This is a genomic window from Streptomyces synnematoformans (assembly GCF_039531005.1).
In the GTDB taxonomy this organism is placed as follows: domain Bacteria; phylum Actinomycetota; class Actinomycetes; order Streptomycetales; family Streptomycetaceae; genus Streptomyces; species Streptomyces synnematoformans.
In genome coordinates, this window is record NZ_BAAAPF010000062.1 from 1 (window position 1) to 25,292 (window position 25,292).

Consider the following 25,292-nt stretch of genomic DNA (forward strand, 5'->3'; position numbering starts at 1 on the left):
CCGACTCCTTCCTTGCCGCCATGGTGCTCCGGCACGGGTGCGACGAGCCCCCGCCCCCGGCTCCCGCCCCGGCTCCATCCCCGGCCCCGCCTCCGGCTCCGGCTCCGCGACCCGGCTGCCGGCAGCGTGTTCCGTACGCATCCCGCCGCCGCTCATACGGACACGCCCTCCGCGCTGGCGCCCGGCAGCACCCGGGCCCAGAACTCCGTACAGAAGCGGGACAGCGGGGCGCGGGGGCGGCTGCCCGGGGAGGGGGTGCCGGTCTCGGCGGCCTGCGGCAGGCCCGGCTCCGCGGGGAGTTCACCGGCGAGCGGCAGGCCCAGGAGACCGGCGACGTCCTCGGCCGCGAGGCCGCCCCGCGCCGGGCCGCGGACCACCACCCGCAGGTCGCTGAGCACCGTCCGCACCTCCTCCGCCACCCGGTGCGCCGCCGCCACCGCGCGCAGTTCGGCAGGCACCACCAGCAGTCCCACGTCCAACTGGGCCAGCGCCTCCGCCACCGGCCCGTCCACCCGCCGCGGCAGGTCCACCACGACCACGCCGCTGCGCCGGCGGGCCGCCGCCAGCACCGACCGCATCGCCGCCGGCGCCACCGGCACCGCCCCCGCGTCGCCGCCCCGGTCCCAGCTCAGCAGCCGCAGGCCGTGCAGCCGCGGCAGCGACTCCTCCAGCGCGGCTCCGCCGATCCGGCCCCGCGACGACGCGAAGGCCGGCCAGCGCAGCCCCTCCGCGTCCTCCCCGCCGAGCAGCACGTCGAGCCCGCCGCCCAGCGGATCCGCGTCGACCAGCACCGTCCGCTGCCCGGCCCGCGCCGCCGTCACCCCGAGCGCGCAGGCCAGCGTGGAGGCCCCGGCACCGCCCCGGCCGCCGACGACGCCGACCGTGCGGGCCTGCCCGCCGGTCCCCTCCGCGGCGTCGGCGAGCCGGTCCACCAGCGCCGTCTCCTCGTCCGGCAGCACGAGCACCTGCTCCGCCCCGACCGCGATCGCCCGCTGCCACACCCCCGGATCGTCCTGATCCCGGCCCACGAGCAGCACCCCCTCCCGCCGGGGCGGCCCCGCCGCCGTCAGCCGCCCGGCGCTGTCGTCCCCGACCAGCACCAGCGGCGCCGCGGCCCAGTCCTGCCGCCCCGGCGCGTGCGAGACCTCCGCCTGCGTCCCCGCCGCGGCGCACAGCCGCAGCAGGTCGTCCAGCAGCTCCTCGTCCTCCGTGACGACCAGCGGCCGGCCGCCGACCCCGCCGTCCACGCCGTCCACGCCGCCGCTCCGCATCCGGCCCATCAGCCGCCTCCCCCGTCTCATCCGCGCGCCCTCCCGGCACGCCGTCCACCCCGGTCCGCGCCGCCGCCCTCCGCGACGGCGCCGGACCCGCTGCCGACCCCCACGGTGTCCCGGCCGACCCGCCCCACGGGGATCTTGGTCAGGATCTGGGGACAACCCGCCGGTTGTGGACAACTCCGTCACCCGTTCGGGGGAGCGTTCAGATCGGGGGCAACGGTTACCCACGGTGATGCGTCTAGTTCCACGACAGCGATGAAGACAGCCTGAAGGGCGGCCTGAAGCAAGGAGCGGCCGGGAAGAGCGGAAGAAGATCCGACGCGGCCGAAGAAAAACGAGAATGCCGAAGTCCGGACATGCGACGACCCCCGCCGGGGGGGAGAGCGGGGGTCGTCCCCACGGCCGACTCGGGGGGGGAGGAGCCGGTCCGGGTTAGCACGGTCGCGAACGATCCGTGACTTCCATGGTGTACCCGAGAGGCTTCTCAGGCAAACCCACGCGCCACAGCTTACGCCGAATGGTGGGCGCCTATGCTCGCACTCGTGGAAAACCACTCGTTGCCCAGGACGGCCGCCTTCTTCGATCTGGACAAGACGGTCATTGCGAAGTCGAGCACGCTGACCTTCAGCCGGTCGTTCTACCACGGCGGGCTGATCAACCGGAGGGCAGTGCTCCGATCCGCCTACTCGCAGTTCATCTATCTCCTGGGCGGCGCCGACCACGAGCAGACGGAGCGCATGCGCGCCTACCTCTCCGACCTCTGCCGCGGCTGGAACGTGGCCCAGGTCAGCGAGATCGTGGCCGAGACCCTCCACGACCTCATCGACCCGATCATCTATGACGAGGCCGCCGCCCTCATCGAGGACCACCACCTCGCCGGCCGCGACGTCGTCATCGTCAGCAGCTCGGGCGCCGAGGTCGTCGAGCCCATCGGCGAGCTGCTCGGCGCGGACCGCACGATCGCCACCCGCATGGTCGTCGAGGGCGGCCGCTACACCGGCGACATCGAGTACTACGCCTACGGACCCGCCAAGGCGGAGGCGGTGGCGGAGCTGGCCGCCGCCGAGGGGTACGACCTGGCCCGCTCGTACGCGTACAGCGACTCGATCACGGATGTCCCCCTCCTGGAGGCCGTCGGCCACCCGTACGCCGTCAACCCCGACCGGGCGCTGCGCCGCGAGGCGGCCGAGCGGGACTGGCCGGTGCTGTCGTTCGCCCGTCCCGTACGGCTGAAGCAGCGGCTGCCGCAGTTCACGCTGCCCTCCCGGCCGGTCCTGGCCGCGGCGGCCGCGGGGCTGGCGGCGGTGACCGCGGCCGGGGTGGTCTGGTACACGTACCGGCGCCGCATCCAGGCGGCCTGAGACCCTGCCCACCGCCCTGACCTGCACGGCTTCCGCTTTGCCCGATGAGTAACCTTCGCAATCATTTGCAGGTGAAAGTAAATATCCCAGCGCCGTACTTCCCTCTCACCGCGGACAGGAGTACAAAGGGATTACGGCCCGCGAGAGCCAGGGCATCCGCGAAGGATCCCCCAGCAACCACGGCCCCACGGACCGCACATGGAAGTCGGGAACCCACGCGACGCCGATCCCTCGAATAGGGACCGCCACACCAGGAACCGGCGAAGTTCCGGGCCTGATGGGCAAAAAAGTGCACGCACTGGTACCCCGGCGGACATGAGACAGCGGCGGTGCCCCAGGGTGCCGCCGCAACTCTGCGCCCGCGCCCCCGCGACGGCCCGCACCGGCCGGGCACGCCGATCGCGGCGCGCCCCTACGCGGCCCCCCGCTGCAGCGCCTCGCACACCGCCGTGCTCTCCCGCGCCCCCAGCTCGACAGCCCGGCCGCAGTGCGCGATCCACTCCCCGACGCCCTCCGGCGTCCCGCCCGCGTAGCCCGCGAGCGCCGCCTCGTACGCCGCACGCCCCTGCTCCGCGTGCCCCACCTCGGCCGGGCAGACCGCCTTCGGGTCCAGCCCGCTGCCGGCCAGGACGATCCGCTCGGCGGCCCGTGCGACGAGGCCGTTGCCGGTACGGAACGGGCGCAGCGTCAGCAGTTCGCCGTGCACCACCGCCGCCATGACCAGCGCCGGAGCCGACGAGCCGGCGACCACCAGGGCCGCCAGCGCGTCCAGCCGGGCCGCCGTCTCGTCGCCGTCCGGCGGCGGCGACGGCAGCGCCACGTCCGGCTCCGCGACGCTCTCGCCGGCCAGCCGGGGCCGCCCGACCGCCGCACCGGCGCCCGCCGCGGCATCCGTCCCGGCACCGCCCGCCGGCCCTCCGGAGTCCGCAGACCCGCCGGAGGAGCCCCCCGTCCCGCCCGACGCCACCACGTGCAGCCGGGCCAGCACCCGCATCGGCGACTGCCGCCACGTGCTCAGCAGTTGTCCCGCCTCCGCGTTCACCCGCAGCGCCCCGCCCACCGTCCGCGGCTCCCCCGGCGCGGAGAAGTCGCTGCGTCTGCGCACCTCCTCCAGCGCCCAGTCCGCCCCCGACAGCGCCGCCGAGGCCCGCGCGCCGCGCAGCGCCGCCTCCGCCGACACCTCGCTGCTGCGCCGCCGCATGACCCGGTGCCCGTAGACGCGATCGACCGACCTCCGTACAGAGGACACGGCCTCCTCGACTCCCGGAAGGGTGCTCAGGGCCGCCAGCGGGTCGGTCGCGCTCGTCATGCGTACGAGCCTACGCAACCCGATGGGGTGGACTTGTGCGGCCCTTTGCCTGACCGCGGGCCAAGATCCGGCTACCGTTTCTGAACATGAAGATCGCTTTCGTGGGTAAGGGCGGCAGCGGCAAGACCACCCTGTCGTCCCTCTTCGTCCGGCAGCTCGCCGGCACCGGCCGTCCCGTGCTCGCCGTCGACGCGGACATCAACCAGCACCTGGGGGCCGCCCTCGGGCTTGACGAGGAGGAGGCCGCCCGGCTGCCCGCGCTCGGCGCGCACCTCCCGCTCATCAAGGAACACCTGCGGGGCGCCAACCCGCGTATCCCGGACGCCGCCGGAATGATCAAGACGACGCCTCCCGGCACGGGCTCACGTCTGCTCTCGGTCACCGGGGACAACCCCGTGTACGACGCGTGCGCCCGTCCCGTGCGGTTGGACAACGGCTCCGTACGCCTCATGGTCACCGGCCCGTTCACCGAGGCCGACCTCGGTGTCGCCTGCTACCACTCCAAGACCGGCGCGGTGGAGCTGTGCCTCAACCACCTGGTCGACGGGCGCGAGGAGTACATCGTCGTCGACATGACGGCGGGCAGCGACTCCTTCGCCTCGGGGATGTTCACGCGTTTCGACATGACGTTCCTCGTCGCCGAGCCCACCCGCAAGGGTGTGTCCGTCTACCGGCAGTACAAGGAGTACGCGCGCGACTTCGACGTCGCGCTGCGCGTCGTCGGCAACAAGGTGCAGGGCCCGGACGACCTGGAGTTCCTGCGCGCGGAGGTGGGCGCCGACCTGCTGGCCGCGTTCCCGCACTCCGACTGGGTGCGGGCGATGGAGAAGGGCCGTCCGCCGGAGTGCGCGGCGCTGGAGGAGCCGGCCGCGCAGGTGCTGCGGGAGATGTACGGGGCCGTGGACGCGTCGTACGAACGGCGTGACTGGGCCCGCTACACCGCCCAGATGGTGCACTTCCACCGCAGGAACGCCGAGAGCTGGGGCAACGCGAGGACCGGGGCGGACCTGACGGCCCAGATCGACCCCGGCTTCGTGCTGGGCGAGACCGCGCCCGCCCGGGCGCTGCCGGACGCGGCCGTGCCCGGCGCCGCGGTACCGGGCACGGCCGCCGCCCCTCAGCCCGCCTGACCCTGCCCGGCGTCCGCGGTGCCGGCGGGGTCCTTCTGCGCGGACTCCGCCGGCTCCCCGGCGCGCTTCGCGCTCCCCTGCTTCGCGGAGGCCGCCGGCTCCGCCAGGAACTTCTCCCAGCCCTTCGCCGGCCGCTCGCCCACGTCCAGCGTGCGCAGCTTCGCCAGCGTGCCCGGGTCCTGGGCGTCCAGCCAGTCGACCAGCTGCCGGAACGAGACGCAGTGCACGTCCTTCTTGGGACAGACGGTCTTGATGGTGTCCTCGACGGCGCGCATGTACGCGCCGCCGTTCCAGCTCTCGAAGTGGTTTCCGATGATGAGGGGTGCGCGGTTGCCGGTGTAGGCGCGCTCGAAACCGGCCAGTAGCCCCTCGCGCATCTGCCGTTCGAAGGCCGCGTGCTGGGCGGGCGGCGCATAGGCGGTGCCCGACTGGTTGGCCATGAAGTTGTAGTCCATGCTCACGACTTCGAAGGCGCGGCCGGGGAACGGGACCTCCTGCAGCGACAGGTCCCAGACGCCCTCCTTCTTCTTAGGCCACACCTGACTGCTGACACCGCTGGTGTCATAGCGGAAACCCATCTCCCCGGCGGCCTTGATGAGGTTCTTCTGGCCCTCCAGGCAGGGTGCGCGGCCGCCGATCAGCTCCCTGTCGTAGTCGAAGGGAAGCGGATCCGCCTTCTTCCGGCCGGTGTTCGTCTTCCACTGCTGCACGAACTGCTTGGCCTGCGCGATCTCGCTCTTCCAGTCCTCCTTCGACCAGCTCGCGACGCCCGTACGGCCGCAGAAGTGGCCGTTGAAGTGGGTGCCGATCTCGCTGCCCTCCAGCCAGGCGCCGCGCACCTGCTCCAGGGTGGCGCTGATCTCCTCCTCGTCCAGGTAGCCGATGTCGGAGGCGCCGCGGGGGTGGCCCGGGGGCTCGTACTCCATGCGCTTGTCCCGGGGGAGGACGTACACGCCGCTGAGGAAGTACGTCATGGCCGCGTCGTTCTCCCGCGCCACCTTGCGGAAGTGGGAGAAGAGGCGCTGGCCGTCCTCGCCGGCGCCGTCCCAGGAGAAGACGACGAACTGCGGCGGCCTGGTGCCCGCCGTCATCCGGCTGACCGTGGGCTGGTTGGGCTGCGCGCCGGTGTAGGCGGTGGAGCCGTCGCCGATGAGCTTCAGCGGCCGGCCATTTCCGGGTGCCGCGTCGTCCGCCGTGCCGTCGCTCCCCGAGCGCTGCGTATCGCCGTCCGGTCCCGTACCGGGAGAACAGCTCGCGACCGCCACACCCCCCAGTGCGAGGACGCCGCAGATTCCCACGGTCGCCCGCCATGTTCCGAACAAAGCTTCCACCTCTTCCCGACGCCGCCAGGGACGTGCTGACTCGAATAGCCGAATACACGCGCGATTCCTCGCCGCACGCTCGGAAAGAGGGATAACCAGAAATTCAGATTATCTCTCTGCATTCACTCGATGGATGGGAGAAGCGGGCCGGCCGGAGTAAAGCCCTTCGCAAACTCTTTACGTGGCATTACGATTCATTTACTTACCCTTGAGGGTCACCGTACTGTCACTCAGAGTGACGTCAAGCCGTGTGCCCGTGCTGCTCGACGCCCCCTCCCCAACGAGGAGACGCCACATGCCCGCAGGACGCCCGACCCCCCCGGGAAGCACTTCCGCCGAGCGCGCGAAGGAGCCGGATCCGCGCGACCGCGCCTGCGGCCGGCGTCCCCTCGCCGCCGACCTGTCCGCCTCCGTCACCGTCTTCCTCATCGCCCTGCCGCTCTCGCTGGGCATCGCGCTCGCGACCGGCGCCCCGCTGCAGGCCGGGCTGCTGTCCGCGGCCGTGGGCGGCATCGTCGTCGGCCTGCTCTGCGGGGCGCCGTTGCAGGTCAGCGGGCCCGCCGCCGGGCTGACCGTGGTCACGGCCGACCTCATCCAGCAGTACGGCTGGCGCGCCACCTGCGCCATCACCGCCCTCGCGGGGCTCACACAGCTCGCGCTCGGCTCGCTCAGGGTGGCCCGGTCCGCGCTGGCGGTCAGCCCGGCCATCGTGCACGGCATGCTCGCCGGCATCGGCGTGACCATCGCGCTGGCCCAGCTGCACATCGTCCTCGGCGGCAGCCCGCAGAGCTCGCCCGTCGACAACACGTTGGCGCTGCCCGGCCAGCTCGCCGACCTGCACACCGGTGCGGTGTCGGTGAGCGCCGTCGTCATCGTCGTGCTGCTCGGCTGGCCGTGGCTGCGCGGGCGGGGCACGGGGCCGCTGCGGTACCTGCCGGGAGCGCTGGCCGCCATCGTGGTCGCCACCGGCTTCGCCTCCCTCACCGGGATGCGGCTGCCGCGCGTGGACCTGCCCGCGTGGAGCAGCCACGCGCTCGCGGGGACGCCGGACGGGCCCGTGCTGGGCCTGGTGGCCGCGGTGCTGACGATCACGGTCGTGGCCAGCGTGGAGTCGCTGCTGTCCGCGGTGGCGGTCGACAAGCTCGCCATGGCGCGCGGCGACGCGCACCCCGTGCCGCGCGCCGACCTCGACCGGGAGCTGCGCGCCCAGGGGGCCGGCAACTTCGTCGCGGGGCTGTGCGGCGGGCTGCCCGTCACCGGGGTCGCCGTGCGCAGCTCGGCGAACGTCGCGGCGGGGGCGGTCAGCCGCAGGTCCGCCGTGCTGCACGGGGTGTGGGTGGTGCTGGCGTCGCTGCTGCTGGTGGGGATGCTGGAGCTGATCCCGCTGGCGGCGCTGGGGGCGCTGGTGATGGTGGTCGGCATCCAGATGGTGAAGATCAGCCACATGCGGTCGGTGCGGCGGCACCGGGAGATCCCCGTGTACGCGGCGACCGTCGCCGGGGTCGTGCTGCTGGGGGTGCTGGAGGGCGTCGCCGTGGGGATCGCGGTGGCGGTGGCGGTGGCGCTGCACCGGCTGTCCCGTACGCGGGTGACGCTGGAGCGGCGCCCCGGAGGACCGGGGCGGCCCGGCGCGGAGGGCGGCGCCGGACGGGACGAACGGGAGGACACGTACCGCGTCCAGGTGCACGGGCAGCTCACCTTCCTCGCCGTGCCGCGGCTGAGCAGGGTGCTCACGCAGGTGCCGCGGGGCGCGGCGGCGGAGGTGGAGCTGACCGGCTCGTTCATGGACCACGCCGCGTACGAGACGCTGCAGGAGTGGCGCCGGGCGCACGTCGCACACGGGGGCGCCGCGGAGCTGACCACCGCCACGGGCCGGCGCATCGCCGAGCCGGGCACGGCGCACCACTGCCACCCCTGGACGCCGTGGCGCAACCACTGCTGCGTGACGACGCCAAAGACGCCCGCGCCGGCGCACCGGCTGCTCAGCGGCATCAGCACCTTCCAGCGCAACACCGCGCCACGGCTGCGCGAGGAGCTGGCGCGGCTGGCCCGCGAGGGGCAGCGGCCGACGCAGCTCTTTCTCACCTGCTCGGACTCCCGGGTGGTCCCCAGCATGATCACGTCGAGCGGGCCGGGCGACCTCTTCACGGTACGGAACGTGGGGAACCTGGTGCCGCCGCCGGACGGGACCGGACAGCGGGCGGGCGCGGACGCCGGGACCGGGCCGCACGACGACTCCGTCGCGGCGGCGGTCGAGTTCGCCGTCGAGGTGCTGCGGGTCGAGTCGATCACGGTGTGCGGGCACTCGGGCTGCGGCGCGATGGGGGCGCTGGTCGACGGGGAGGCCGCACGCGGGGAGGACGCCGGGTCCGCCGGTGACGTGCCCCCGACGCCGCTGCGGCGCTGGCTGCACCACGGGCTGCCGAGCCTGGTGCGGGCCCGCGCCGGCGGCCCCCGGATCACCGGCCGGCCGTACGCGGACGAGTCCGAGCGGGTGAGCCTGGCCAACGTCGCGCAGCAGCTGGACCACCTGCGCCGGCACCCGTGTGTGCGCCGCCGGCTGGCCGACGGCTCGCTGAGCCTGCACGGGATGTACTTCCACGTCGGCGAGGCGCAGACATACGTGCTGGGAGCCGAGGGGGACTTCACGGCGGTACGTCCCGGTCCCGCCGCCGGGCAGCCGCAGCCCGCTCCGGCGTGATGTCCGGCCGCGCACCGCACCGACGGTTGCCCACAGGTCTAAACCAATTTATCCCCAGGCTCTTGTCACGCCCTCCCCGCGCCTGATGAGCTAGGCCCTGGACTGAGGCGGACATCCTGGAAAGGGAGATGTCGTGAGCAACGAAAGCCTGGCCAACCTGCTCAAGGAGGAACGCCGGTTCGAGCCGCCCGCCGAGCTGGCCGCACACGCGAACGTCACGGCGGAGGCGTACGAGCAGGCCCGTGCGGACCGGCTGGGCTTCTGGGCGGAGCAGGCCCGGAGGCTCAGCTGGGCCACCGAGCCCACCGAGACGCTCGACTGGTCGAACCCGCCGTTCGCGAAGTGGTTCGAGGACGGCGCGCTCAACGTCGCGTACAACTGCGTGGACCGGCACGTCGAGGCCGGCCTCGGCGACCGCGTCGCGATCCACTTCGAGGGCGAGCCGGGCGACTCGCGCTCGATCACCTACGCCGAGCTGCAGCGGGACGTCGCCAAGGCGGCGAACGCGCTGGTGGAGCTGGGCGTGCAGACCGGCGACCGGGTCGCGGTCTACATGCCGATGATCCCCGAGACCGTTGTCGCGATGCTGGCCTGCGCCCGCATCGGCGCACCCCACTCGGTGGTCTTCGGCGGCTTCTCCGCCGACGCGCTGGCGACCCGGATCGCGGACGCGGACGCGCGCGTGGTCATCACCGCCGACGGCGGGTACCGGCGCGGCAAGCCGTCCGCCCTGAAGCCCGCGGTGGACGAGGCGGTGGAGCGCTCCGAGCACGTGCGCAACGTGCTGGTGGTGCGCCGGACGGGCCAGGAGGTGGCCTGGACCGAGGGCCGCGACGTGTGGTGGCACGACGTCGTCGACCGGCAGGAGGAGACGCACACCCCCGAGGCGTTCCCCGCCGAGCACCCGCTCTTCATCCTCTACACCTCGGGCACGACGGGTAAGCCCAAGGGGATCCTGCACACCACCGGGGGCTATCTCACCCAGGTCTCCTACACCCACCACGCCGTCTTCGACCTCAAGCCCGAGTCCGACGTGTACTGGTGCACGGCCGACGTCGGCTGGGTCACCGGCCACTCGTACATCGTGTACGGCCCGCTCTCCAACGGGGCCACCCAGGTGCTTTACGAGGGCACGCCCGACACCCCGCACCAGGGCCGCTGGTGGGAGATCGTCCAGAAGTACCGGGTCTCGATCTTCTACACCGCCCCCACCGCGATCCGCGCGTGCATGAAGTGGGGCGACGCCGTCCCGGCCAAGTTCGACCTGAGCAGCCTGCGGGTGCTCGGCTCGGTCGGCGAGCCGATCAACCCCGAGGCGTGGATCTGGTACCGGGAGCACATCGGCGGCGGCCGCACGCCCGTGGTCGACACGTGGTGGCAGACGGAGACGGGCGGCATCATGATCAGCCCGCTGCCCGGCGTGACGAGCACGAAGCCCGGCTCCGCGCAGGTGCCGCTGCCCGGCATCGCGGCCACCGTCGTGGACGACGAGGCGCGCGAGGTCCCGGACGGCTCCGGCGGCTACCTGGTGCTCACGGAGCCGTGGCCGTCGATGCTGCGCACGATCTGGGGCGACGACCAGCGCTACAGGGACACGTACTGGTCCCGCTTCGAAGGCCGGTACTTCGCGGGTGACGGCGCGAAGAAGGACGACGACGGCGACATCTGGCTGCTGGGCCGCGTCGACGACGTCATGCTCGTCTCCGGGCACAACATCTCCACCACCGAGGTGGAGTCCGCCCTCGTCTCGCACCCCAAGGTCGCCGAGGCCGCGGTCGTCGGCGCCACCGACCCGCAGACCACGCAGGCCATCGTCGCCTTCGTGATCCTGCGCGGGGGCGCCGAAGAGGCGGACGGGCTGGTGGAGGAGCTGCGGGCGCACGTGGCGAAGGCCCTGGGCCCGATCGCCAAGCCCAAGCGGATCCTGCCGGTCGCGGAGCTGCCCAAGACCCGCTCCGGCAAGATCATGCGCCGGCTGCTGCGGGACGTCGCCGAGAACCGCCAGATGGGCGACGTCACGACGCTGACGGACACCACGGTCATGGACCTCATCCAGGCCAAGCTGCCGAGCGCGGCCTCGGAGGACTGAGACCGCGAGGACAGCACCCGCGGCACGGCCCGGGACGACCGCGGCGGAACCGCGCGGCGACCCCGGCACGGCCGGGGCACAGCCGGGACAGTGAGCCGCGCCGGCGGCGGGGAACCACCCCGCCCCCGGCGGGCCCGGCGCTGCCCGGCCGGGCCCGCACACCGTGCCCTGACCGCCCTCCCCCCCACCCCATGACCGAGCCGTATATCCCTTTTGCCCCGTAAACTGACTCCAGATGGATCGGCGGCGCCGCCCTGTAGGGTGAGAGAGACAGAAAAATAAAGCGACAAAAGTCTGAGGCGCGCCGGGAAGTCTGGTCGGCACACAGCACCCGTGTATCTGCCGTCGACCGCCCGGGAGGCCCCGTCGTGACCGCGCCCCAGCGCCAGCAGCCGTCCGAGTTCCTCCGCAGGCCATCCCTCAAAGAGAACAAGTTCCTCGCCGAGGCCCTGCGCACGGAGACCGTCGGCGGACTCATCCTGCTGGCCGCGGCCGTCATCGCCCTCATCTTCGCGAACAGCGCCCTCAGCGGCACCTACGAGGACATCAGGCACTTCACCTTCGGCCCCTCCGCGCTCGACCTCCACATCGACCTCACCCACTGGGCCCAGGACGGGCTGCTGACGGTCTTCTTCTTCGTCGTCGGCGTCGAGCTGAAGCGCGAACTCGTCGACGGCGAGCTGCGCGACCCACGGGCCGCCGCCCTGCCGATAGTCGCCGCCGTCTGCGGCATGGCCGTCCCCGCCCTCGTCTACTTCACCGTCAACGCCGGCCGCGGCGACCTCGGCGGCTGGGCCATCCCCACCGCCACCGACATCGCCTTCGCCCTCGCCGTGCTCGCGGTCATCGGCAGCAACCTCCCCTCCGCGCTGCGCGCCTTCCTGCTGACGCTGGCCGTCGTGGACGACCTCTTCGCGATCCTGATCATCGCGGTCTTCTTCACCTCCGGGCTCAACTTCGCCGCCCTCGGCCTCGCCCTCGCCGGCCTGGCCCTCTTCTGGTTCCTGCAGCGCCGCGAGGTGCGCGGCTGGTACGTGTACCTGCCGCTGGCCCTCGTCAACTGGGCGCTCATGCACGCCAGCGGCGTGCACGCCACCATCGCGGGCGTCGCCATGGGCCTGATGCTGCGCGTCACCACCCGACCGGGCGAAGAGTGCTCGCCCGGCGAGCGCATCGAGCACCAGGTCCGCCCGCTCTCCGCCGGCCTGGCCGTGCCCGTCTTCGCGTTCTTCGCGGCGGGCGTGTCCGTGAACGCCGATGCGCTGGCCGGGGTGTTCACCGACCCCGAGCCGCTGGGGGTCGTGCTCGGCCTGGTCGTCGGCAAGATCGTCGGCATCACGCTCGGCTCCCGGCTCGCCGTCCGCTTCACCCGGGCGGAGCTGAACCCGGCGCTCTCCTGGCCCGACGTGTTCGCCGTCGCCACGCTCGCCGGCATCGGATTCACCGTCTCGCTGCTCATCAGCGAACTGGCCTTCGCCGACGACGTCGCCCTGGCCGAAGAGACCAAGGCGGCGGTGCTGACGGGCTCGGTCATCGCCGCGATCCTGGCGTGCATCCTGCTCAAGTTCCGGGACAATCGCTACAAGGCGATAGCCGAGGAGGACGAGCGCGACGACGACGGCGACGGCATACCCGACCTGTACCAGCAGGACGACCCGGACTACCACCGGCGGATGGCCGTCATCCACGAGGAAAAGGCCGCCGAGCACCGCAAGCGTGCCGAATTGCGGCACCCGACCGGCGATCCGGGGGACGGTCGGGCATGATGTGACTCCAGGCGGCGAAGGGACGGACGATGAGCGCAGCCGGCAACGGTGCGGTAGGTGACCGGACGGCCGCGGACGGGATCAGCACCACGAAAAGCAACGGGTCGGCCGCGGCCGGCACCGACGAGCACCTCGACACACAGCAGAGCCTCGGGCAGCTCGTCTCGACCGCCACCACCGGTCTGAGCGCCCTCGTCCACGACGAGATCGCCCTGCTCAAGGCCGAGACCCGGGAGGACATCAAGCGGGCCGGAGCCGGCGGCGCCGCCCTTGGCATCGCCGCCGTGCTGGTCCTCTTCGGCATCCCGGTGCTCAGCTTCGCCGCCGCCTACGGGGTGCACGCCCTGGGCCTCGCCCTCGGCTGGTCGTTCCTCATCGTCTTCGGCGCCCACCTGGCCCTCGGCGCGGCCGTCGCCTTCTGGGGCATCGCCAAGGTGCGCAAGATGCGCAAGCCCGAGCGCGCGATGAACTCCGCCAAGGAGACCGCCGGCGTCCTCTCCGACTCCCTGCGCGGCCGAAGTCATCCGGCGGACCGACGCAAGCCGGCCGCGGACGTGGCACGCTCGGAGTCATGACGGCACCGTCGCCAGTCGAACCGGCAGTCCACCTAGAAGGCCCCTGGACCCACAGGGACGTCGCCGCGAACGGCGCCCGCTTCCACATCGTGGAGATGGGCGAAGGGCCACTGGTCCTGCTGCTGCACGGCTTCCCGCAGTTCTGGTGGACCTGGCGGCACCAGCTGCCGGCCCTCGCCGAGGCCGGGTACCGCGCGGTGGCCATGGACCTGCGGGGCGTCGGCGGCAGCGACCGCACGCCCCGCGGCTACGACCCGGCGAACCTCGCCCTCGACGTCACCGGCGTGATCCGCTCCCTCGGCGAGCCGGACGCCGCGCTCGTCGGCCACGACCTCGGCGGCTACCTGGCCTGGACGGCCGCCGTCATGCGCCCCAAGCTCGTCCGCCGGCTGACCGTCTCCGCGATGCCGCACCCGCGCCGCTGGCGCTCCGCGATGCTCACCGATCCGCGGCAGAGCGCCGCGGGCTCCTTCGTCTGGAGCGCCCAGCCCCCCTGGCTGCCCGAGCGGCAACTCGTCGCCGACGACGCCGCGTTGGTCGGCCGGCTCATCCGCGCCTGGTCGGGGCCGCGGCAGCCGGACGACAAGACGCTGGAGGTCTACCGGCGGGCGATGACCGTGCCCTCCACGGCGCACTGCTCGGTGGAGCCGTACCGGTGGCTCGTACGGTCGCTGGGGCGCCCCGACGGCGTGCAGTTCTACCGCCGGATGAAGCTGCCGGTGCGGGTGCCGGTGCTGCACCTGCACGGTTCCCTCGATCCGGTGATGCGCACGCGCAGCGCGGCGGGGTCGGTGGCGTACGTGGAAGCGCCGTACCGGTGGCGGCTTTTCGACGGTCTCGGGCACTTCCCGCACGAGGAGGACCCGGTCGCGTTCACCGCCGAACTCGTCAACTGGCTCCGGGATCCCGAGCCCGACCGCTGAACCACCCCAGGTGGGCGGCGGGTCCACCGTCCGTACGGCGTCGGCGGACGGGGCGGTGGCTGAATCTGCACACGTCAATTGCACCCTGCATAGGCCGATTGGCACGAGAAAGGGCGATTACCGGCCGCCTGCCGAGGGGAGGATCCGGGTATGGGTTGGACGCATGACTACAACGACGTAGGAACCCACCGCGCCCCCGCCCCGGACGCCAGATCGCTCCCGGGCGCAGCGGCGCACCGTGAAGTGGACCTGCGTCTGGGGATCCCGCACATCCTCCGCCGCCGGGCCCGCTGGATGAGCGCCCGGTTGCGGCGCGTGCACTGAGCGGCTCCGCCGGGGCCGGGCCCTGCGAAGGTCCCCCGGGGGTCGTGCCCCCAGCCCCAGATCCGGGCCCAGCCCCCGCCCGTCTCACATGGCACAGCTGTCGCTGTCCACCTGCCGCGACGCCGTGCGCCCGCGCTCGATGTCCTCGCGGACCTCGTCGACGGTCAGCGCGTAGCCGGTGTCCTGGTCGTCCATGGACCGGGCGAAGATGACGCCCACGACGGCGCCCTCGGGGTTGAGCAGCGGACCGCCGGAGTTGCCCTGGCGGACGAGGGTGAAGAGCGAGTAGACGTCGCGGTTGACCGTGCCGCGGCGGTAGATGTCCGGGCCGTTGGCCGTTATGCGGTCGCGCACGCGCGCCGCCCGTACGTCGAAGCCGCCGTTCTCCGGGAAGCCGGCGACGATGGCGTCGTCGCCGCGCCCGGCGTCGTCCTGGTCGAACGGCAGGGCGGGGGCGTCCAGCTCGGGGACCTCCAGCACGGCGATGTCCCGCTGCCAGTCGTAGAGCACGACCTCGCCGTCGTACTCCTCGCCCTCGCCGCCGATCTGCACGGTGGGCTCGTCGACGCCGCCGACGACGTGGGCGTTGGTCATCACGCGCTGCGGTGCGAAGACGAAGCCGGTGCCCTCCAGTATCTTGCCGCAGGACTGGGCGGTGCCGACGACCTTGACGATGCTCTCCCGGGCCCGCTCCACCACCGGGCTGCTTGTCAGCGCGGGGTCGGGCGCCGGCACGTTCGTGATCTGCTCGCTCTGGAACGGCGCGAAGACCTGCGGGAACCTGTTCTCCGACAGCACCGAGCTGAACTCGCCGAACCAGGTGTCGGCGCTCTTCGGCATCACCTCGGCGACGCCGTTCAGCACCTGCGACTGCCGCACCTCGCGGGCGACGGTCGGCAGCGTCGTCGACGCCAGCGCCGTGCCGAGCAGCCAGGCGACGAGCAGCAGCGCCACGACGTTGACCAGCGCGCCGCCGGTGGCGTCGAGGGAGCGGGCGGGGGACCAGGTGATGTACTGCCGCAGCTGGTTGCCGAGGTGGGTGGTGAGCCCCTGCCCCACCGAGGCCGCTATGAGGACGAGGACGATGGCGCCGAACGCGGCCGTCGGGCCGAGGGCGGCGCCGTCGGTCAGCAAGTCCCAGACGACCGGCAGCAGATAGATGGCCAGCAGCCCGCCGCCGACGAAGCCGCAGACGGACAGCACGCCGACCACGAAACCCTGGCGATACCCGACCACGGCGAACCACACGGCCGCCGCCACCAGCAGGATGTCCAGCACGTTCACCCGGTCACCGTCTCATGCGTGCCAGTCCAGCGGCACCCGGCGTTCGCGATCCCACGGGCGCTCCCACCCGGCCAGGTGCAGAATGCGGTCGATCACGCCGGCGGTGAAACCCCAGACCAGCGCGGAGCCGACGAGGAACGCGGGGCCGAGGTGGCCGCGCGGGTGCACGGCCATCGCGCGGTTCGCCGGGTCGGTGAGATCCGCCACCGTGACGCTGAACACCCGGGCCGTCTCGGCCGGATCGACGACGCCGACGGGGCTGGGCTCGCGCCACCAGCCGAGCACGGGCGAGACGACGAAGCCGCTGACGGGGATGTACAGCCGGGGGAGCACGGCGAACACCTGCACGCCCGCGGGGTCGAGCCCGGTCTCCTCCTGCGCCTCGCGCAGCGCGGCACGCGGCGGGCCGTCGCCCTCCGGGTCGCCGTCCTCGGGGTCGAGGGAGCCGCCGGGGAAGGAGGGCTGGCCGGCGTGCGAGCGCAGCGAGCTGGCGCGCTCGGTGAGCAGCAGCTCGGGGCCGTGGTCGCCGTCGCCGAAGAGGACGAGCACGGCGGCGGGCCGGCCGTCGTCGCCGTCGGACGGGAGGAAGCGGCTCAACTGCTCGGGCCGTACGGTACGGGCGGCTTCGGCGACGGGCTGCAGCCAGCCGGGCAGGCCGGCGTCGCTGACGGCCACGGGCGCGGGGGCCGAATCCGCCGGCGCACGGCCGGAGTCCGCGCCCTCCGTACCGTTCCGCGTGCCCCCGTCCGCTTCACTGCGCGCCGCCTCCGCCGCCGCGCCGGTGCCCGGTCCGCCGGGCATCTCGCGTGCGCGCGTCATGCGGCTCCCAGCGGGGGCGCGGGCCGGCCGGGGTAGTCCGGCGGCGGCTTGAGGCGCTGCCCCGGCATGCCGCCCTTCTCGTACTTCAGCAGCTTCTCCGCCTTGTCCGGATCCGTCTCCCCCTCGCCGTAGGCCGGGCAGAGCGGAGCGATGGGGCAGGCGCCGCAGGCGGGCTTGCGGGCGTGGCAGATGCGCCGGCCGTGGAAGATCACGTAGTGCGAGAGCATCGTCCAGTCCTTCTTCGGGAAGAGGGACCCGACCTCCTGCTCGATCCTGTCCGGGTCGGTCTGCTCGGTCCACTTCCAGCGCCGCACGAGCCGGGCGAAGTGCGTGTCGACCGTGATGCCGGGGACCCCGAAGGCGTTGCCGAGGACGACGAACGCGGTCTTCCGGCCCACTCCCGGCAGCTTGACCAGGTCCTTCAGGTTCCCCGGGACTTCGCCCCCGAAGTCGTCCCGCAGCGCCTGTGAAAGGCCCATGATCGACTTGGTCTTGGCGCGGAAGAAGCCGGTGGGCCGGATCAGCTCCTCGACCTCCTCCGGACTGGCCGCCGCCAGGTCCTCGGGCGTCGGGTACCGGGCGAAGAGCGCGGGCGTGGTCTGGTTCACCCGCAGGTCGGTGGTCTGGGCGGAGAGCACCGTGGCGATGAGCAGCTGGTACGGGTTCTCGAAGTCCAGTTCCGGGTGGGCGTACGGATACACCTCGGCCAGCTCGCGGTAGATCCGCCGCGCCTGCCGCACCAGCCCCGTCCGCGTCGGCGCCGGTTTCGCCTTGCGCACCACCGCGCGGCCCTCGGCCGCGGGTGCCGCCTTGCCACTCTTCGCCATGGGGCAAGCCTACGGTCCCCCGCCGACACCCAGGGAGCAAAACAGCCCGGGCCCCCTCCCCGGCGGGGGAAACCAAGATTGAGCGACCGCCGTCGTGAGTAGGGTACGGATGAACGTCGCGAGCAGGGTGATGGAGGGGATTCCATCGATGGTGCCTGACGACGCCGTGATCGGCTGTCTCGGCGTTCTCGTCATCCCCACGCGCGGGTCCGCCGGCCCCGGCGAGGTCCTGGTGCGGGTGCGGGGCGGCACCGAGACCTTTCTCGCCTGGTCCGCCGAGCCGCTGCCGGAAGGGGCGGACGTACTGGTCACCGAGTACTGCGGCGGTCGCCAGGTCACCGTGATCGCGTGGATCGATCCGTTGGACGAGCTGACCGGCGGTAGCGGTCCCGTCGATTGAGGAGGTAGGCATGTTCGGCTATCGCGTTCCGGCCCCCGACCAGGCCATGCTGGTGTCGGGCGGGAGGCGCCGGCGGGACGGTGCGCCGTTCCGCGTCGTCGTCGGGCACGGCAGGTTCGTATTACCGATCTTCCGCAAGACCCGCTTCCTGTCGCTGGCGATGCACGAGTCCGAGGTCGCCGAGCACTGCGTGACCAGGCAGGGCATCCCGCTGACCGTACGGGCCGTGATCGCCTTCAAGGTCGGCAACGACATCGAGAGCATCGTCAACGCCGGCCAGCGCTTCCTCTCCGAGCAGAAGGAGATGTCGGTGCTGACCGGGCGGATCTTCGCCGGCCACCTCCGCGCCATCATCGGCTCGATGACGGTCGAGGAGATCGTCACGGAGCGGCAGAAGCTCGCCTCCGAGGTGGTGGAGACCTCCAAGAGCGAGATGGGCCGGATCGGTCTGATCGTCGACTCGTTCCAGATCCAGTCGATCGACGACGGCGACACCGGCTACATCAGGGCCATGTCGGCGCCGCACCAGGCGGCCATCCAGCGGGAAGCGAAGATCGCCGAGGCGCAGGCGGCGCAGCGGGCGTCCGAGGCGGAGCAGGAGTCCGCGCGGAAGCAGGCCGAGTACGCCCGGGAGACCGCCATGGTGCGGGCGCAGTACCAGGCCGAGGTCAGCCGCGTCGAGGCGGAGGCGGCGCAGTCCGGGCCGCTGGCGCAGGCGCACGCCCAGCAGGACGTGCTCGCCGCGCAGACCGAGCTGGCCGAGCGCGCGGCCCGGCTCCGCCAGCAGGAGCTGCAGGCCGAGGTGGTCAAGCCCGCCGAGGCGGAGGCCGAGCGGGTCCGGGTGCTGGCGCTCGCCGAGGCGGAACGGACGAAGATCCAGGCCGAGGCTGCGTCCTCGAACGACCGGGTCGCGCTGGACCAGCAGCTGATCGACCAGCTCCCGAAGATCGTGGAGCGGGCGGCGGCCGGTCTGCAGGGCGCCAACATCAACGTGCTGAACGGGGCCGACGGCCTGGGCCAGCTCACGGCGGGGCTGGTCGGCCAGGGGCTGACCATCCTGGACTCCGTACGGAACACCATGGGCCAGCCGCAGTCCCCGTCCCCGTTCCAGCCCCAGCCCTCCTCCCAGGCGCGGTCCCGGCCCCGGTCCCAGACCCGGACCGAGGCGCAGGCCCAGCCGCAGCCGCAGCCGCCGACGCAGCCCCGGCCGCCGGAGGTCGAACGGCCGGCCCGGCAGGGCTCGTCGACCGGGGTGTGACGCCCCGCCTCCCCCGGCCGTCGTCGCGTACGGCCGGGGGAGGCCGGCGGCGCGCGCAGGCGCACGTTGACCTGAACCTCTGTTCAACTCCTACGTTGGGACGCATCGAGTCGATCAAGACGGGAGCGTGGTCGCGGTGCGTGCGATCGAGGTACGGGAATTCGGCGGACCCGAGGTGCTGGTGCCGGCGGAGGTGCCCGAGCCGGCGGCGGGGGCGGGGCAGGTCGTCGTGGGTCTCGCGGTGGCCGACGTCATCTACCTGGACACCCTGCTGCGCAGCGGCTGGGGCGGCGAGCACTTCCCGGTGAAGCCGCCGTACGTGCCGGGCAACGGCGGCGCCGGGACGGTGCTGGCCGTCGGGGAGGGCGTCGACGCGGCGTGGGTCGGGCGGCGCGTCGTCGCCCCGGCGTCCGGCGCGTACGCGGAGCAGGTCGTCGCCGACGCGGCGGAGATCGTCGAGATCCCCGACGGGCTCGGCTTCGCCGAGGCGGCGGCCATGCTGCACGACGGTGCCACCGCGATCCTCCTCGCCCGCGCGGGACAGCTCCGCGAGGATGAGACGGTGCTGGTCGCGGCGGCGGCCGGCGGGGCGGGGTCGCTGGTGGTGCAGCTGGCGCGCGACGCGGGGGCGCGCGTCGTCGCGGCGGCGCGCGGGGAGCGCAAGCTCGCCCTCGCCCGCGAGCTGGGCGCGGAGCACGCCGTCGACTACTCCGCGGACGGCTGGCAGCACCGGGCCCGGGAGGTGGCCGGCGGGGCCGGCGGAGCCGGCGTGGATCTAGCCTTCGACGGCGCCGGGGGCGCGCTGGGCAAGAGGGTGTTCGAGACGGTGGCGCCCGGCGGCAGGTTCGTGACGTACGGGACGTCCGAAGGCGGCTTCGCCGACATCGACCAGCGCACGGCGGAGGAGCGGAACGTGCAGGTCACCAACCTGCTGGCGGGTGGGCCTCCCGCCCAGTCCGTCCGGCAGGCCGCGCTCGTCGAGGCCCTGGACCTCGCCGCCGCGGGCCGCATCAGGCCCTCGATCGGTGCGACCTACCCGCTGGCGCGCGCGGAGGACGCGCACGCCTCGCTCGCCCGGCGCGCGACGGTGGGCAAGTCGCTGCTCGTCGTCTGAGCGTGGTGGGCACGTGCGTCGCCCTGGACCGGGCGCGGGCGGGGCTCACATGTGCACCGTGGGCGCCCCGCCCGACAGCTCCTTGGGCGCGCCCGGCCGGTACAGGAACACGGTCACCACCGCGCCGACCGCGAAGATCACCGCCGACCACCAGAACGCGGTGTGGTAGCTCTCCAGCGCCGCCTGCGCCCGCACGGCCGGGTTCCTGGGATCGCGCCCGGACAGGTAGTCGTTGGCGGCGCTGGCGGACAGGGTGTTGAGCAGGGCGATGCCGATGGACCCGCCGACCTGCTGCATGGCGTTGACGGTCGCCGAGGCCACGCCCGCGTCGTGCACGGAGACGCCGAGCGTGCCCAGGCTCATCGCCGACGCCACGACCAGCCCGAGGCCGAAGCCGGCCACGACGATCATCGGCAGGATGTGTCCCGCGTACGAGCTGTTCAGGTCCAGCGTCGTCATCCACAGCAGGCCGGCGGTCGCGACGGCCATGCCCAACGGCACCACCGGCCGCGGCCCGAGGCGCGGCACGGCGACGTTGGTGGCGAGCATCGCGGCGATCACCAGGCCGCCGACCATCGGCAGAAAGGCGAGCCCGGACTCGATCGGGGTGTAGTCGAGGCCGGTCTGCAGGTAGTACGTGAGGAAGAGGAAGACGCCGAACATCCCGGCCGCGGCGACCAGCATGCCGAGGAAGGACGCGCCGCGGTTGCGGTCGGCGACGATGCGCATCGGCAGCAGCGGGTGCGGGCTGCGGGTCTGCCACCAGGCGAACGCGGTGAGCAGCACGGCGCCGACGATCAGCAGCCCCCAGGTGGCGGGCGCGCCCCAGTCCTGGTGCTCGGCGTTGGAGAAGCCGTAGACGACGGCGAACAGGCCGGCGGTGACCAGCGCCGTGCCGGGCACGTCGAGCGTGACGCCGCGGTCGCGCGCCGTACGGGCCAGCAGCGCGACGGCACCGGCGAAGGCGAGGACGGCGAAGGCCAGGTTGACGTACAGCGTCCAGCGCCAGTCCAGGTACTCGGTGAGCACGCCGCCCAGCAGCAGGCCGATGGCGCCGCCCGCGCCGGACACGGCGCCGTAGACGCTGAACGCCTTCGCCCGCTCGCCCGGGTCGGTGAACGTCGTCGTCAGCAGCGACAGCGCGGACGGGGCGAGGAGCGCGCCGAAGGCGCCCTGGAGGGCGCGGGCGATGATGAGCATCTCGAAGTTCACGGCGGCGCCGGCCACGGCGGAGGCGGCGGCGAAGCCGACGAGGCCGGCCAGGAAGGTGACCTTGCGGCCGAAGAGGTCGGCGATGCGGCCGCCGAGCAGCAGGAGGCTGCCGAAGGCCAGCGAGTACGCGGTGACGACCCACTGCCGGTCGCCGTTGGAGAAGCCGAGGTCGGCCTGGGCGGACGGCAGGGCGATGTTCACGATGGTCACGTCGAGGACGACCATCAGCTGGGCGAGGCCGAGGACGCCGAGGATCAGCCAGCGGTGGCGGTGCGCGCGCTCGGCCTGGGAGAGGCCGGCGGGTTCGTCGGCGGGGCCGCCGCCGGCTTCGGCACGGGTACGGGACATGGCGGGCTCCGTGGGGGGAGTGGTCGGAGGGCCGGGTCGTGGCGTGCGGGTCGGTGGCGTCGGGGGTACGCACCGGGGTCGGGCGGCGCGGCGCAGGTCCGTGGGCGGTGGGCGGTGAACGGCGCGGCGGGGCGGCGGTTCGTACGGGTCAGGAGTGCCGCAGCGCCGGCAGCACCACCAGGTCGACGAACCGGGCGAGGTAGGTGGAGTCGGCGAACGACCCCTCGGTCAGCGGGCGCGTGACGACCGCGCCGAACAGCAGCTGCGGCAGGAACTCGGCCGCGCCGGGCAGCCGTTGCAGCTCGCCGCGCTCCACCGCGCGGTCGAGCAGCACGGACAGGTGGGTGAACTCGTACTCCGCGAGCGAGGTGTGCAGGGTCGCGGCCAGGTCCTCGTCGGTGAGCGCGGCGTGATGTATCGCCGCGATCAGCGCGGTGTCCTTCTCCGCGGTGGCGGACAGCGCCTCGACGAGGGCGAGCAGGTCGCCGCGGAGGGAGCCGGTGTCGACGGCTTCGGGGTCCACGGGGCGGTTCGCGATCATCGCGGCGGCGACCATCTCCGCCTTGCTGTGCCACTGCCGGTAGAGGGTCGCCTTGCTGCACCGGGCACGGGTCGCCACGAGATCCATCGACAGCGCCCCGTACCCGGCCTCGCGCAGCACGCCCAGCACGGCTTCGAGCAGCTCACGCTCGCGCTCGGGGGTCATGCGGGGGCGGCGGATGCGGACGTCGGAGGTCTGGCCGGGGAACCGGTCGACGGGCCTGCCGGGCATGGCGGGGATCCTTATCGTACGGAACGGTTTCGTACCATCACGCTATGCCGCGCCCGGGAGAAACGCAACCGTTCCACCCGGAGGGGTTTCACGAAGAGCCCTCCACCCTGCCAATCCCCCTTTTATGCCTACTCTTTCGAGCGATTGCCGCACTCCGCGCAGATGCCTAGCGTCGAAGTATGACGATCTCTTCGCCGGCTTCCGCGGAGGCCGGTGTGCCGCACACGACCGAAGCAGCACTCCGCGCCCTCCTGCCCCCCGGTCCCACGGGCCTCGGCACCGCCGCCGCGCGCCCGCTGCCGGGGTACGCGCCCCAGGCCGCGCCGCCGCCCGGGGCGGAGCCCGCCGCCCGTACCGGAACGGGAGCCGAGCCCGCGGCCGAAGCCGGGCCCGGCTCCCCCGCGGCCGCGCCCGACGGGCACACCGAACGCGGCGGCGTGCGCATCCCGCCGCTGCACTGCCCCGACGCCCTCCGCAACGACCCCGCTCTCGGCGAGGAGGTCAACGAGCGCCTGGTCGCATGGGCCGAGGAGGTCGGCATCTTCACCGGCCGCATCGACCGCCTCCGCTCCCACCAGTTCGGCCGCCTCTTCATGCTCGCCCACCCCGACTGCGACGACCCCGACCGGCTGCTGGCCGCCGCCAAGTGCGGCCTGTCGGAGTGGTCCGTCGACGACCACTGGGTGGACGAGGGGGACGACCCGGACCCCGCCCTGCTCGGCCCGCGGCTGGCGCTGGCGCACGCCGTCGTCGACCCCGTGCGCCTCCCCGCGCGCTACCTGCCGCGGTTCGAGGAGACCGTCCAGCGCGAGCCGGTGCTGCGCGCCTTCCGCTCCGCCCTCGCGCACCTCTCGCGGTACGCGGGCCCCACCCAGGTCGCCCGGCTGCGGCACGAGCTGGCCGTCATGTTCGTCGCGTACGGCCAGGAGGCCGAGTGGCGCGCGTCGGAGCGCACCCCCGCCGTCTGGGAGTACCTGCTGCACCGCTACGAGAACGCGTTCTTCCCGTGCATGGTCCTGGTCGACCCCGTCGGCGGGTACGAGCTGCCGCCCGACGAGTTCGCCGACGCCCGGGTCCGCCGCACGTACCTCTACGCCGGCACCGCCAGCGTGCTCCTCAACGACCTGTACTCGATGGCGAAGGAAGACCCCACGGACACCAACCTGCCCAACCTGATCGTCGCCGAGGAGGGCTGCACCCTCCAGGAGGCGGTGGACCGCACGGCTCTGATCCACGACGAGCTGATGCACACCTACGAGGCGGAGGCCGCGGCCCTGGCGGCGGCCGGCTCGCCGCAGCTCGGCCGCTTCCTGGCCGGGGTGTGGGCCTGGATGGGCGGCTGCAAGGAGTGGCACGCCACCAGCGCGCGCTACCAGCCCGCCTGACGAGCCCGTCCGCCCGTCCGCCCGTCCGCCCGTCCCGCGCGTCCCACGTGTCCCGGGCCGGCACGCGCTCGACCGCACCTCAGCAGCCCCAGCACGCTCAGCACGCCCTCCTAAGGAGAACGCCCATGGCGGCAGCCGCCGACACGAACATCCTCACCAGCCCCTACCAGCACTCCATCGCCGACTACTGGAACCGCGAGAAGGACCCGGTCAACCTGCGGCTCGGCGACGTCAGCGGGACGTACCACCACCACTACGGCATCGGCGAGGTCGACCGGTCCGTGCTGGAGGGCCCGGAGGAGACCAGGGAGGCCCGGATCATCGCGGAGATGCACCGCCTGGAGACCGCGCAGGCCACCCTCCTGCTGGACCACCTCGGCGCGCCCGACCCCGCCGCCCGGCTGCTCGACGCCGGCTCCGGCCGCGGCGGCACCAGCTTCATGGCACACGAGCGGTTCGGCTGCCGCGTCGACGGCATCTCGATCTCGCAGTCCCAGGTCGCCTTCGCCAACGACCAGGTGCAGCGCCGCGGCATCGGGAACGCGGTGCGCTTCCACCTGAAGAACATGCTCGACACGGGCTTCGAGAAGGGCGCGTTCCGCGGGATCTGGAACAACGAGAGCACGATGTACGTGGAGTTGGCGCAGCTCTTCGAGGAGCACGCGCGGCTGCTCGCGCGCGGCGGCCGGTACGTGACCATCACCGGCTGCTACAACGACGCGTACGGGCTGCCGTCCCGCGCGGTCAGCCAGATCAACGCGCACTACATCTGCCACGTCCACCCGCGGTCGACGTACTTCAAGGAGATGGCGGCGCACCGGCTGGTGCCCGCGGAGGTCATCGACCTGACCGAGGCGACGATCCCGTACTGGGAGCTGCGCGCGCAGTCCCCGGTCGCCACGGGGATCGAGGAGGCGTTCCTCACGGCGTACCGCAGCGGGAGCTTCCAGTACCTGCTGATCGCCGCGGATCGGGTCTGACCGGGGCCCGGTCGGATCCGATCCCGGCCCGCCCGGTGGGCGCCCGCGGCCGGCGGGCCCACCGGGACGGCGCCGGCGCCGGTGTCCGCGTCCGCACCGGCGCCGGTGTCCGGGGG

21 protein-coding genes are annotated in these 25,292 nt (G+C 73.1%); 13 read left to right on the forward strand and 8 right to left on the reverse strand.

The window, feature by feature from the left end:
• Window positions 1-152 precede the first annotated feature (152 nt).
• Window positions 153-1,280: a septum site-determining protein Ssd gene (gene ssd / locus ABD317_RS12810; RefSeq protein ID WP_344289999.1), complete on the reverse strand. Its 1,128-nt coding sequence runs from the start codon at window positions 1,278-1,280 to the stop codon at window positions 153-155.
• A gap of 527 nt (window positions 1,281-1,807) precedes the next feature.
• On the opposite strand from ssd, the gene ABD317_RS12815 reads away from it, so the two are divergent.
• Window positions 1,808-2,638 carry an HAD family hydrolase gene (locus tag ABD317_RS12815; protein ID WP_344289966.1) on the forward strand — a complete coding sequence of 277 codons (831 nt, stop codon included), beginning with the start codon at window positions 1,808-1,810 and terminating at the stop codon, window positions 2,636-2,638.
• Between the two features lie 412 nt (window positions 2,639-3,050).
• Here ABD317_RS12815 and ABD317_RS12820 read toward each other — a convergent pair whose 3' ends face one another.
• Window positions 3,051-3,947 (reverse strand): Fic family protein, encoded by an 897-nt coding sequence (locus ABD317_RS12820; RefSeq protein ID WP_344289968.1) that lies wholly within the window; start codon window positions 3,945-3,947, stop codon window positions 3,051-3,053.
• 86 nt (window positions 3,948-4,033) lie between these two features.
• Here ABD317_RS12820 and ABD317_RS12825 point away from each other — a divergent pair, with 86 nt between their 5' ends.
• Window positions 4,034-5,077 (forward strand): ATP-binding protein, encoded by a 1,044-nt coding sequence (locus ABD317_RS12825; RefSeq protein ID WP_344289970.1) that lies wholly within the window; start codon window positions 4,034-4,036, stop codon window positions 5,075-5,077.
• Here the strand turns inward: ABD317_RS12825 and ABD317_RS12830 are convergent.
• Window positions 5,065-6,237, reverse strand: a complete 1,173-nt coding sequence (locus ABD317_RS12830; RefSeq protein ID WP_344290001.1) for a polysaccharide deacetylase family protein — start codon at window positions 6,235-6,237, stop codon at window positions 5,065-5,067. The genes ABD317_RS12825 and ABD317_RS12830 overlap by 13 nt on opposite strands.
• Window positions 6,238-6,694: 457 nt before the next feature.
• Between ABD317_RS12830 and ABD317_RS12835 the strand changes: the two genes are divergently transcribed.
• The 6 genes from ABD317_RS12835 (at window position 6,695) to ABD317_RS12860 (ending at window position 14,777) form a co-directional block, all read left to right on the forward strand.
• A complete protein-coding gene (locus ABD317_RS12835; RefSeq protein ID WP_344289972.1) occupies window positions 6,695-9,100 on the forward strand; it encodes a SulP family inorganic anion transporter in 2,406 nt (801 codons plus the stop codon).
• A gap of 133 nt (window positions 9,101-9,233) precedes the next feature.
• Complete coding sequence (gene acs / locus ABD317_RS12840) at window positions 9,234-11,189, forward strand: acetate--CoA ligase (RefSeq protein WP_344289974.1); 1,956 nt, start codon at window positions 9,234-9,236, stop codon at window positions 11,187-11,189.
• A gap of 368 nt (window positions 11,190-11,557) precedes the next feature.
• Window positions 11,558-12,955: a Na+/H+ antiporter NhaA gene (nhaA, locus tag ABD317_RS12845; RefSeq protein ID WP_344289976.1), complete on the forward strand. Its 1,398-nt coding sequence runs from the start codon at window positions 11,558-11,560 to the stop codon at window positions 12,953-12,955.
• A 29-nt stretch (window positions 12,956-12,984) separates the two neighbouring features.
• Complete coding sequence (locus ABD317_RS12850; RefSeq protein ID WP_078627515.1) at window positions 12,985-13,530, forward strand: phage holin family protein; 546 nt, start codon at window positions 12,985-12,987, stop codon at window positions 13,528-13,530.
• Window positions 13,527-14,453, forward strand: coding sequence for an alpha/beta fold hydrolase (locus ABD317_RS12855; protein WP_344289978.1), 927 nt, complete (start codon window positions 13,527-13,529; stop codon window positions 14,451-14,453). The genes ABD317_RS12850 and ABD317_RS12855 overlap by 4 nt, the downstream gene beginning before the upstream one ends.
• Window positions 14,454-14,603: 150 nt before the next feature.
• A complete protein-coding gene (locus ABD317_RS12860; RefSeq protein WP_344289980.1) occupies window positions 14,604-14,777 on the forward strand; it encodes a hypothetical protein in 174 nt (57 codons plus the stop codon).
• An 84-nt stretch (window positions 14,778-14,861) separates the two neighbouring features.
• On the opposite strand, the gene ABD317_RS12865 is transcribed toward ABD317_RS12860, so the two are convergent.
• Genes ABD317_RS12865 through nth form a run of 3 tightly spaced genes read right to left on the reverse strand, consistent with a single transcriptional unit; the run spans window position 14,862 to window position 17,707 of the window.
• The gene (locus ABD317_RS12865) at window positions 14,862-16,061 is read right to left on the reverse strand and encodes a MarP family serine protease (protein ID WP_344289982.1); all 1,200 of its coding nucleotides are present in this window, start codon (window positions 16,059-16,061) and stop codon (window positions 14,862-14,864) included.
• Window positions 16,062-16,073: 12 nt separating this feature from the next.
• Window positions 16,074-16,880 carry an NUDIX hydrolase gene (locus ABD317_RS12870; protein ID WP_344289984.1) on the reverse strand — a complete coding sequence of 269 codons (807 nt, stop codon included), beginning with the start codon at window positions 16,878-16,880 and terminating at the stop codon, window positions 16,074-16,076.
• Window positions 16,877-17,707: an endonuclease III gene (nth, locus tag ABD317_RS12875; protein WP_344289986.1), complete on the reverse strand. Its 831-nt coding sequence runs from the start codon at window positions 17,705-17,707 to the stop codon at window positions 16,877-16,879. Before nth ends, ABD317_RS12870 begins: the two co-directional genes overlap by 4 nt.
• 148 nt (window positions 17,708-17,855) lie before the next feature.
• Here nth and ABD317_RS12880 point away from each other — a divergent pair, with 148 nt between their 5' ends.
• The 3 genes from ABD317_RS12880 to ABD317_RS12890 all read left to right on the forward strand — a co-directional run bounded on the left by ABD317_RS12880 (window position 17,856) and on the right by ABD317_RS12890 (window position 20,479).
• Window positions 17,856-18,107, forward strand: a complete 252-nt coding sequence (locus tag ABD317_RS12880; protein WP_027753015.1) for a hypothetical protein — start codon at window positions 17,856-17,858, stop codon at window positions 18,105-18,107.
• A gap of 10 nt (window positions 18,108-18,117) precedes the next feature.
• Window positions 18,118-19,365, forward strand: coding sequence for a flotillin family protein (locus tag ABD317_RS12885; protein ID WP_344289988.1), 1,248 nt, complete (start codon window positions 18,118-18,120; stop codon window positions 19,363-19,365).
• A 136-nt stretch (window positions 19,366-19,501) separates the two neighbouring features.
• On the forward strand, window positions 19,502-20,479 hold the full coding sequence (locus ABD317_RS12890; RefSeq protein WP_344289990.1) for a zinc-binding dehydrogenase: 978 nt from the start codon (window positions 19,502-19,504) through the stop codon (window positions 20,477-20,479).
• 45 nt (window positions 20,480-20,524) lie between these two features.
• Here the strand turns inward: ABD317_RS12890 and ABD317_RS12895 are convergent, their stop codons facing one another.
• Together ABD317_RS12895 and ABD317_RS12900 are read right to left on the reverse strand one after the other, a co-directional pair.
• Window positions 20,525-22,039: an MFS transporter gene (locus tag ABD317_RS12895; RefSeq protein WP_344289992.1), complete on the reverse strand. Its 1,515-nt coding sequence runs from the start codon at window positions 22,037-22,039 to the stop codon at window positions 20,525-20,527.
• 148 nt (window positions 22,040-22,187) lie between these two features.
• Window positions 22,188-22,811 (reverse strand): TetR/AcrR family transcriptional regulator, encoded by a 624-nt coding sequence (locus ABD317_RS12900; protein ID WP_344289993.1) that lies wholly within the window; start codon window positions 22,809-22,811, stop codon window positions 22,188-22,190.
• 179 nt (window positions 22,812-22,990) lie between these two features.
• Between ABD317_RS12900 and ABD317_RS12905 the strand changes: the two genes are divergently transcribed.
• Both ABD317_RS12905 and ABD317_RS12910 read left to right on the forward strand, forming a co-directional pair.
• On the forward strand, window positions 22,991-24,196 hold the full coding sequence (locus tag ABD317_RS12905; RefSeq protein ID WP_344289995.1) for a family 2 encapsulin nanocompartment cargo protein terpene cyclase: 1,206 nt from the start codon (window positions 22,991-22,993) through the stop codon (window positions 24,194-24,196).
• 125 nt (window positions 24,197-24,321) lie between these two features.
• Window positions 24,322-25,176, forward strand: a complete 855-nt coding sequence (locus ABD317_RS12910; RefSeq protein ID WP_344289997.1) for a geranyl diphosphate 2-C-methyltransferase — start codon at window positions 24,322-24,324, stop codon at window positions 25,174-25,176.
• Window positions 25,177-25,292: the final 116 nt, after the last annotated feature.

Coding starts and splice junctions, on each gene's coding strand:
- ABD317_RS12835 (WP_344289972.1), top strand. CDS start 6,695: ATGCCCGCAGGACGCCCGACCCCCCCGGGAAGCACTTCCGCCGAGCGC.
- ABD317_RS12820 (WP_344289968.1), bottom strand. CDS start 3,947: ATGACGAGCGCGACCGACCCGCTGGCGGCCCTGAGCACCCTTCCGGGA.
- ABD317_RS12885 (WP_344289988.1), top strand. CDS start 18,118: ATGTTCGGCTATCGCGTTCCGGCCCCCGACCAGGCCATGCTGGTGTCG.
- ssd (WP_344289999.1), bottom strand. CDS start 1,280: ATGGGCCGGATGCGGAGCGGCGGCGTGGACGGCGTGGACGGCGGGGTC.
- ABD317_RS12905 (WP_344289995.1), top strand. CDS start 22,991: ATGACGATCTCTTCGCCGGCTTCCGCGGAGGCCGGTGTGCCGCACACG.
- ABD317_RS12900 (WP_344289993.1), bottom strand. CDS start 22,811: ATGCCCGGCAGGCCCGTCGACCGGTTCCCCGGCCAGACCTCCGACGTC.
- ABD317_RS12870 (WP_344289984.1), bottom strand. CDS start 16,880: ATGACGCGCGCACGCGAGATGCCCGGCGGACCGGGCACCGGCGCGGCG.
- ABD317_RS12815 (WP_344289966.1), top strand. CDS start 1,808: ATGCTCGCACTCGTGGAAAACCACTCGTTGCCCAGGACGGCCGCCTTC.
- ABD317_RS12850 (WP_078627515.1), top strand. CDS start 12,985: ATGAGCGCAGCCGGCAACGGTGCGGTAGGTGACCGGACGGCCGCGGAC.
- ABD317_RS12825 (WP_344289970.1), top strand. CDS start 4,034: ATGAAGATCGCTTTCGTGGGTAAGGGCGGCAGCGGCAAGACCACCCTG.
- ABD317_RS12880 (WP_027753015.1), top strand. CDS start 17,856: ATGGTGCCTGACGACGCCGTGATCGGCTGTCTCGGCGTTCTCGTCATC.
- nth (WP_344289986.1), bottom strand. CDS start 17,707: ATGGCGAAGAGTGGCAAGGCGGCACCCGCGGCCGAGGGCCGCGCGGTG.
- ABD317_RS12895 (WP_344289992.1), bottom strand. CDS start 22,039: ATGTCCCGTACCCGTGCCGAAGCCGGCGGCGGCCCCGCCGACGAACCC.
- ABD317_RS12860 (WP_344289980.1), top strand. CDS start 14,604: ATGGGTTGGACGCATGACTACAACGACGTAGGAACCCACCGCGCCCCC.
- ABD317_RS12910 (WP_344289997.1), top strand. CDS start 24,322: ATGGCGGCAGCCGCCGACACGAACATCCTCACCAGCCCCTACCAGCAC.
- ABD317_RS12855 (WP_344289978.1), top strand. CDS start 13,527: ATGACGGCACCGTCGCCAGTCGAACCGGCAGTCCACCTAGAAGGCCCC.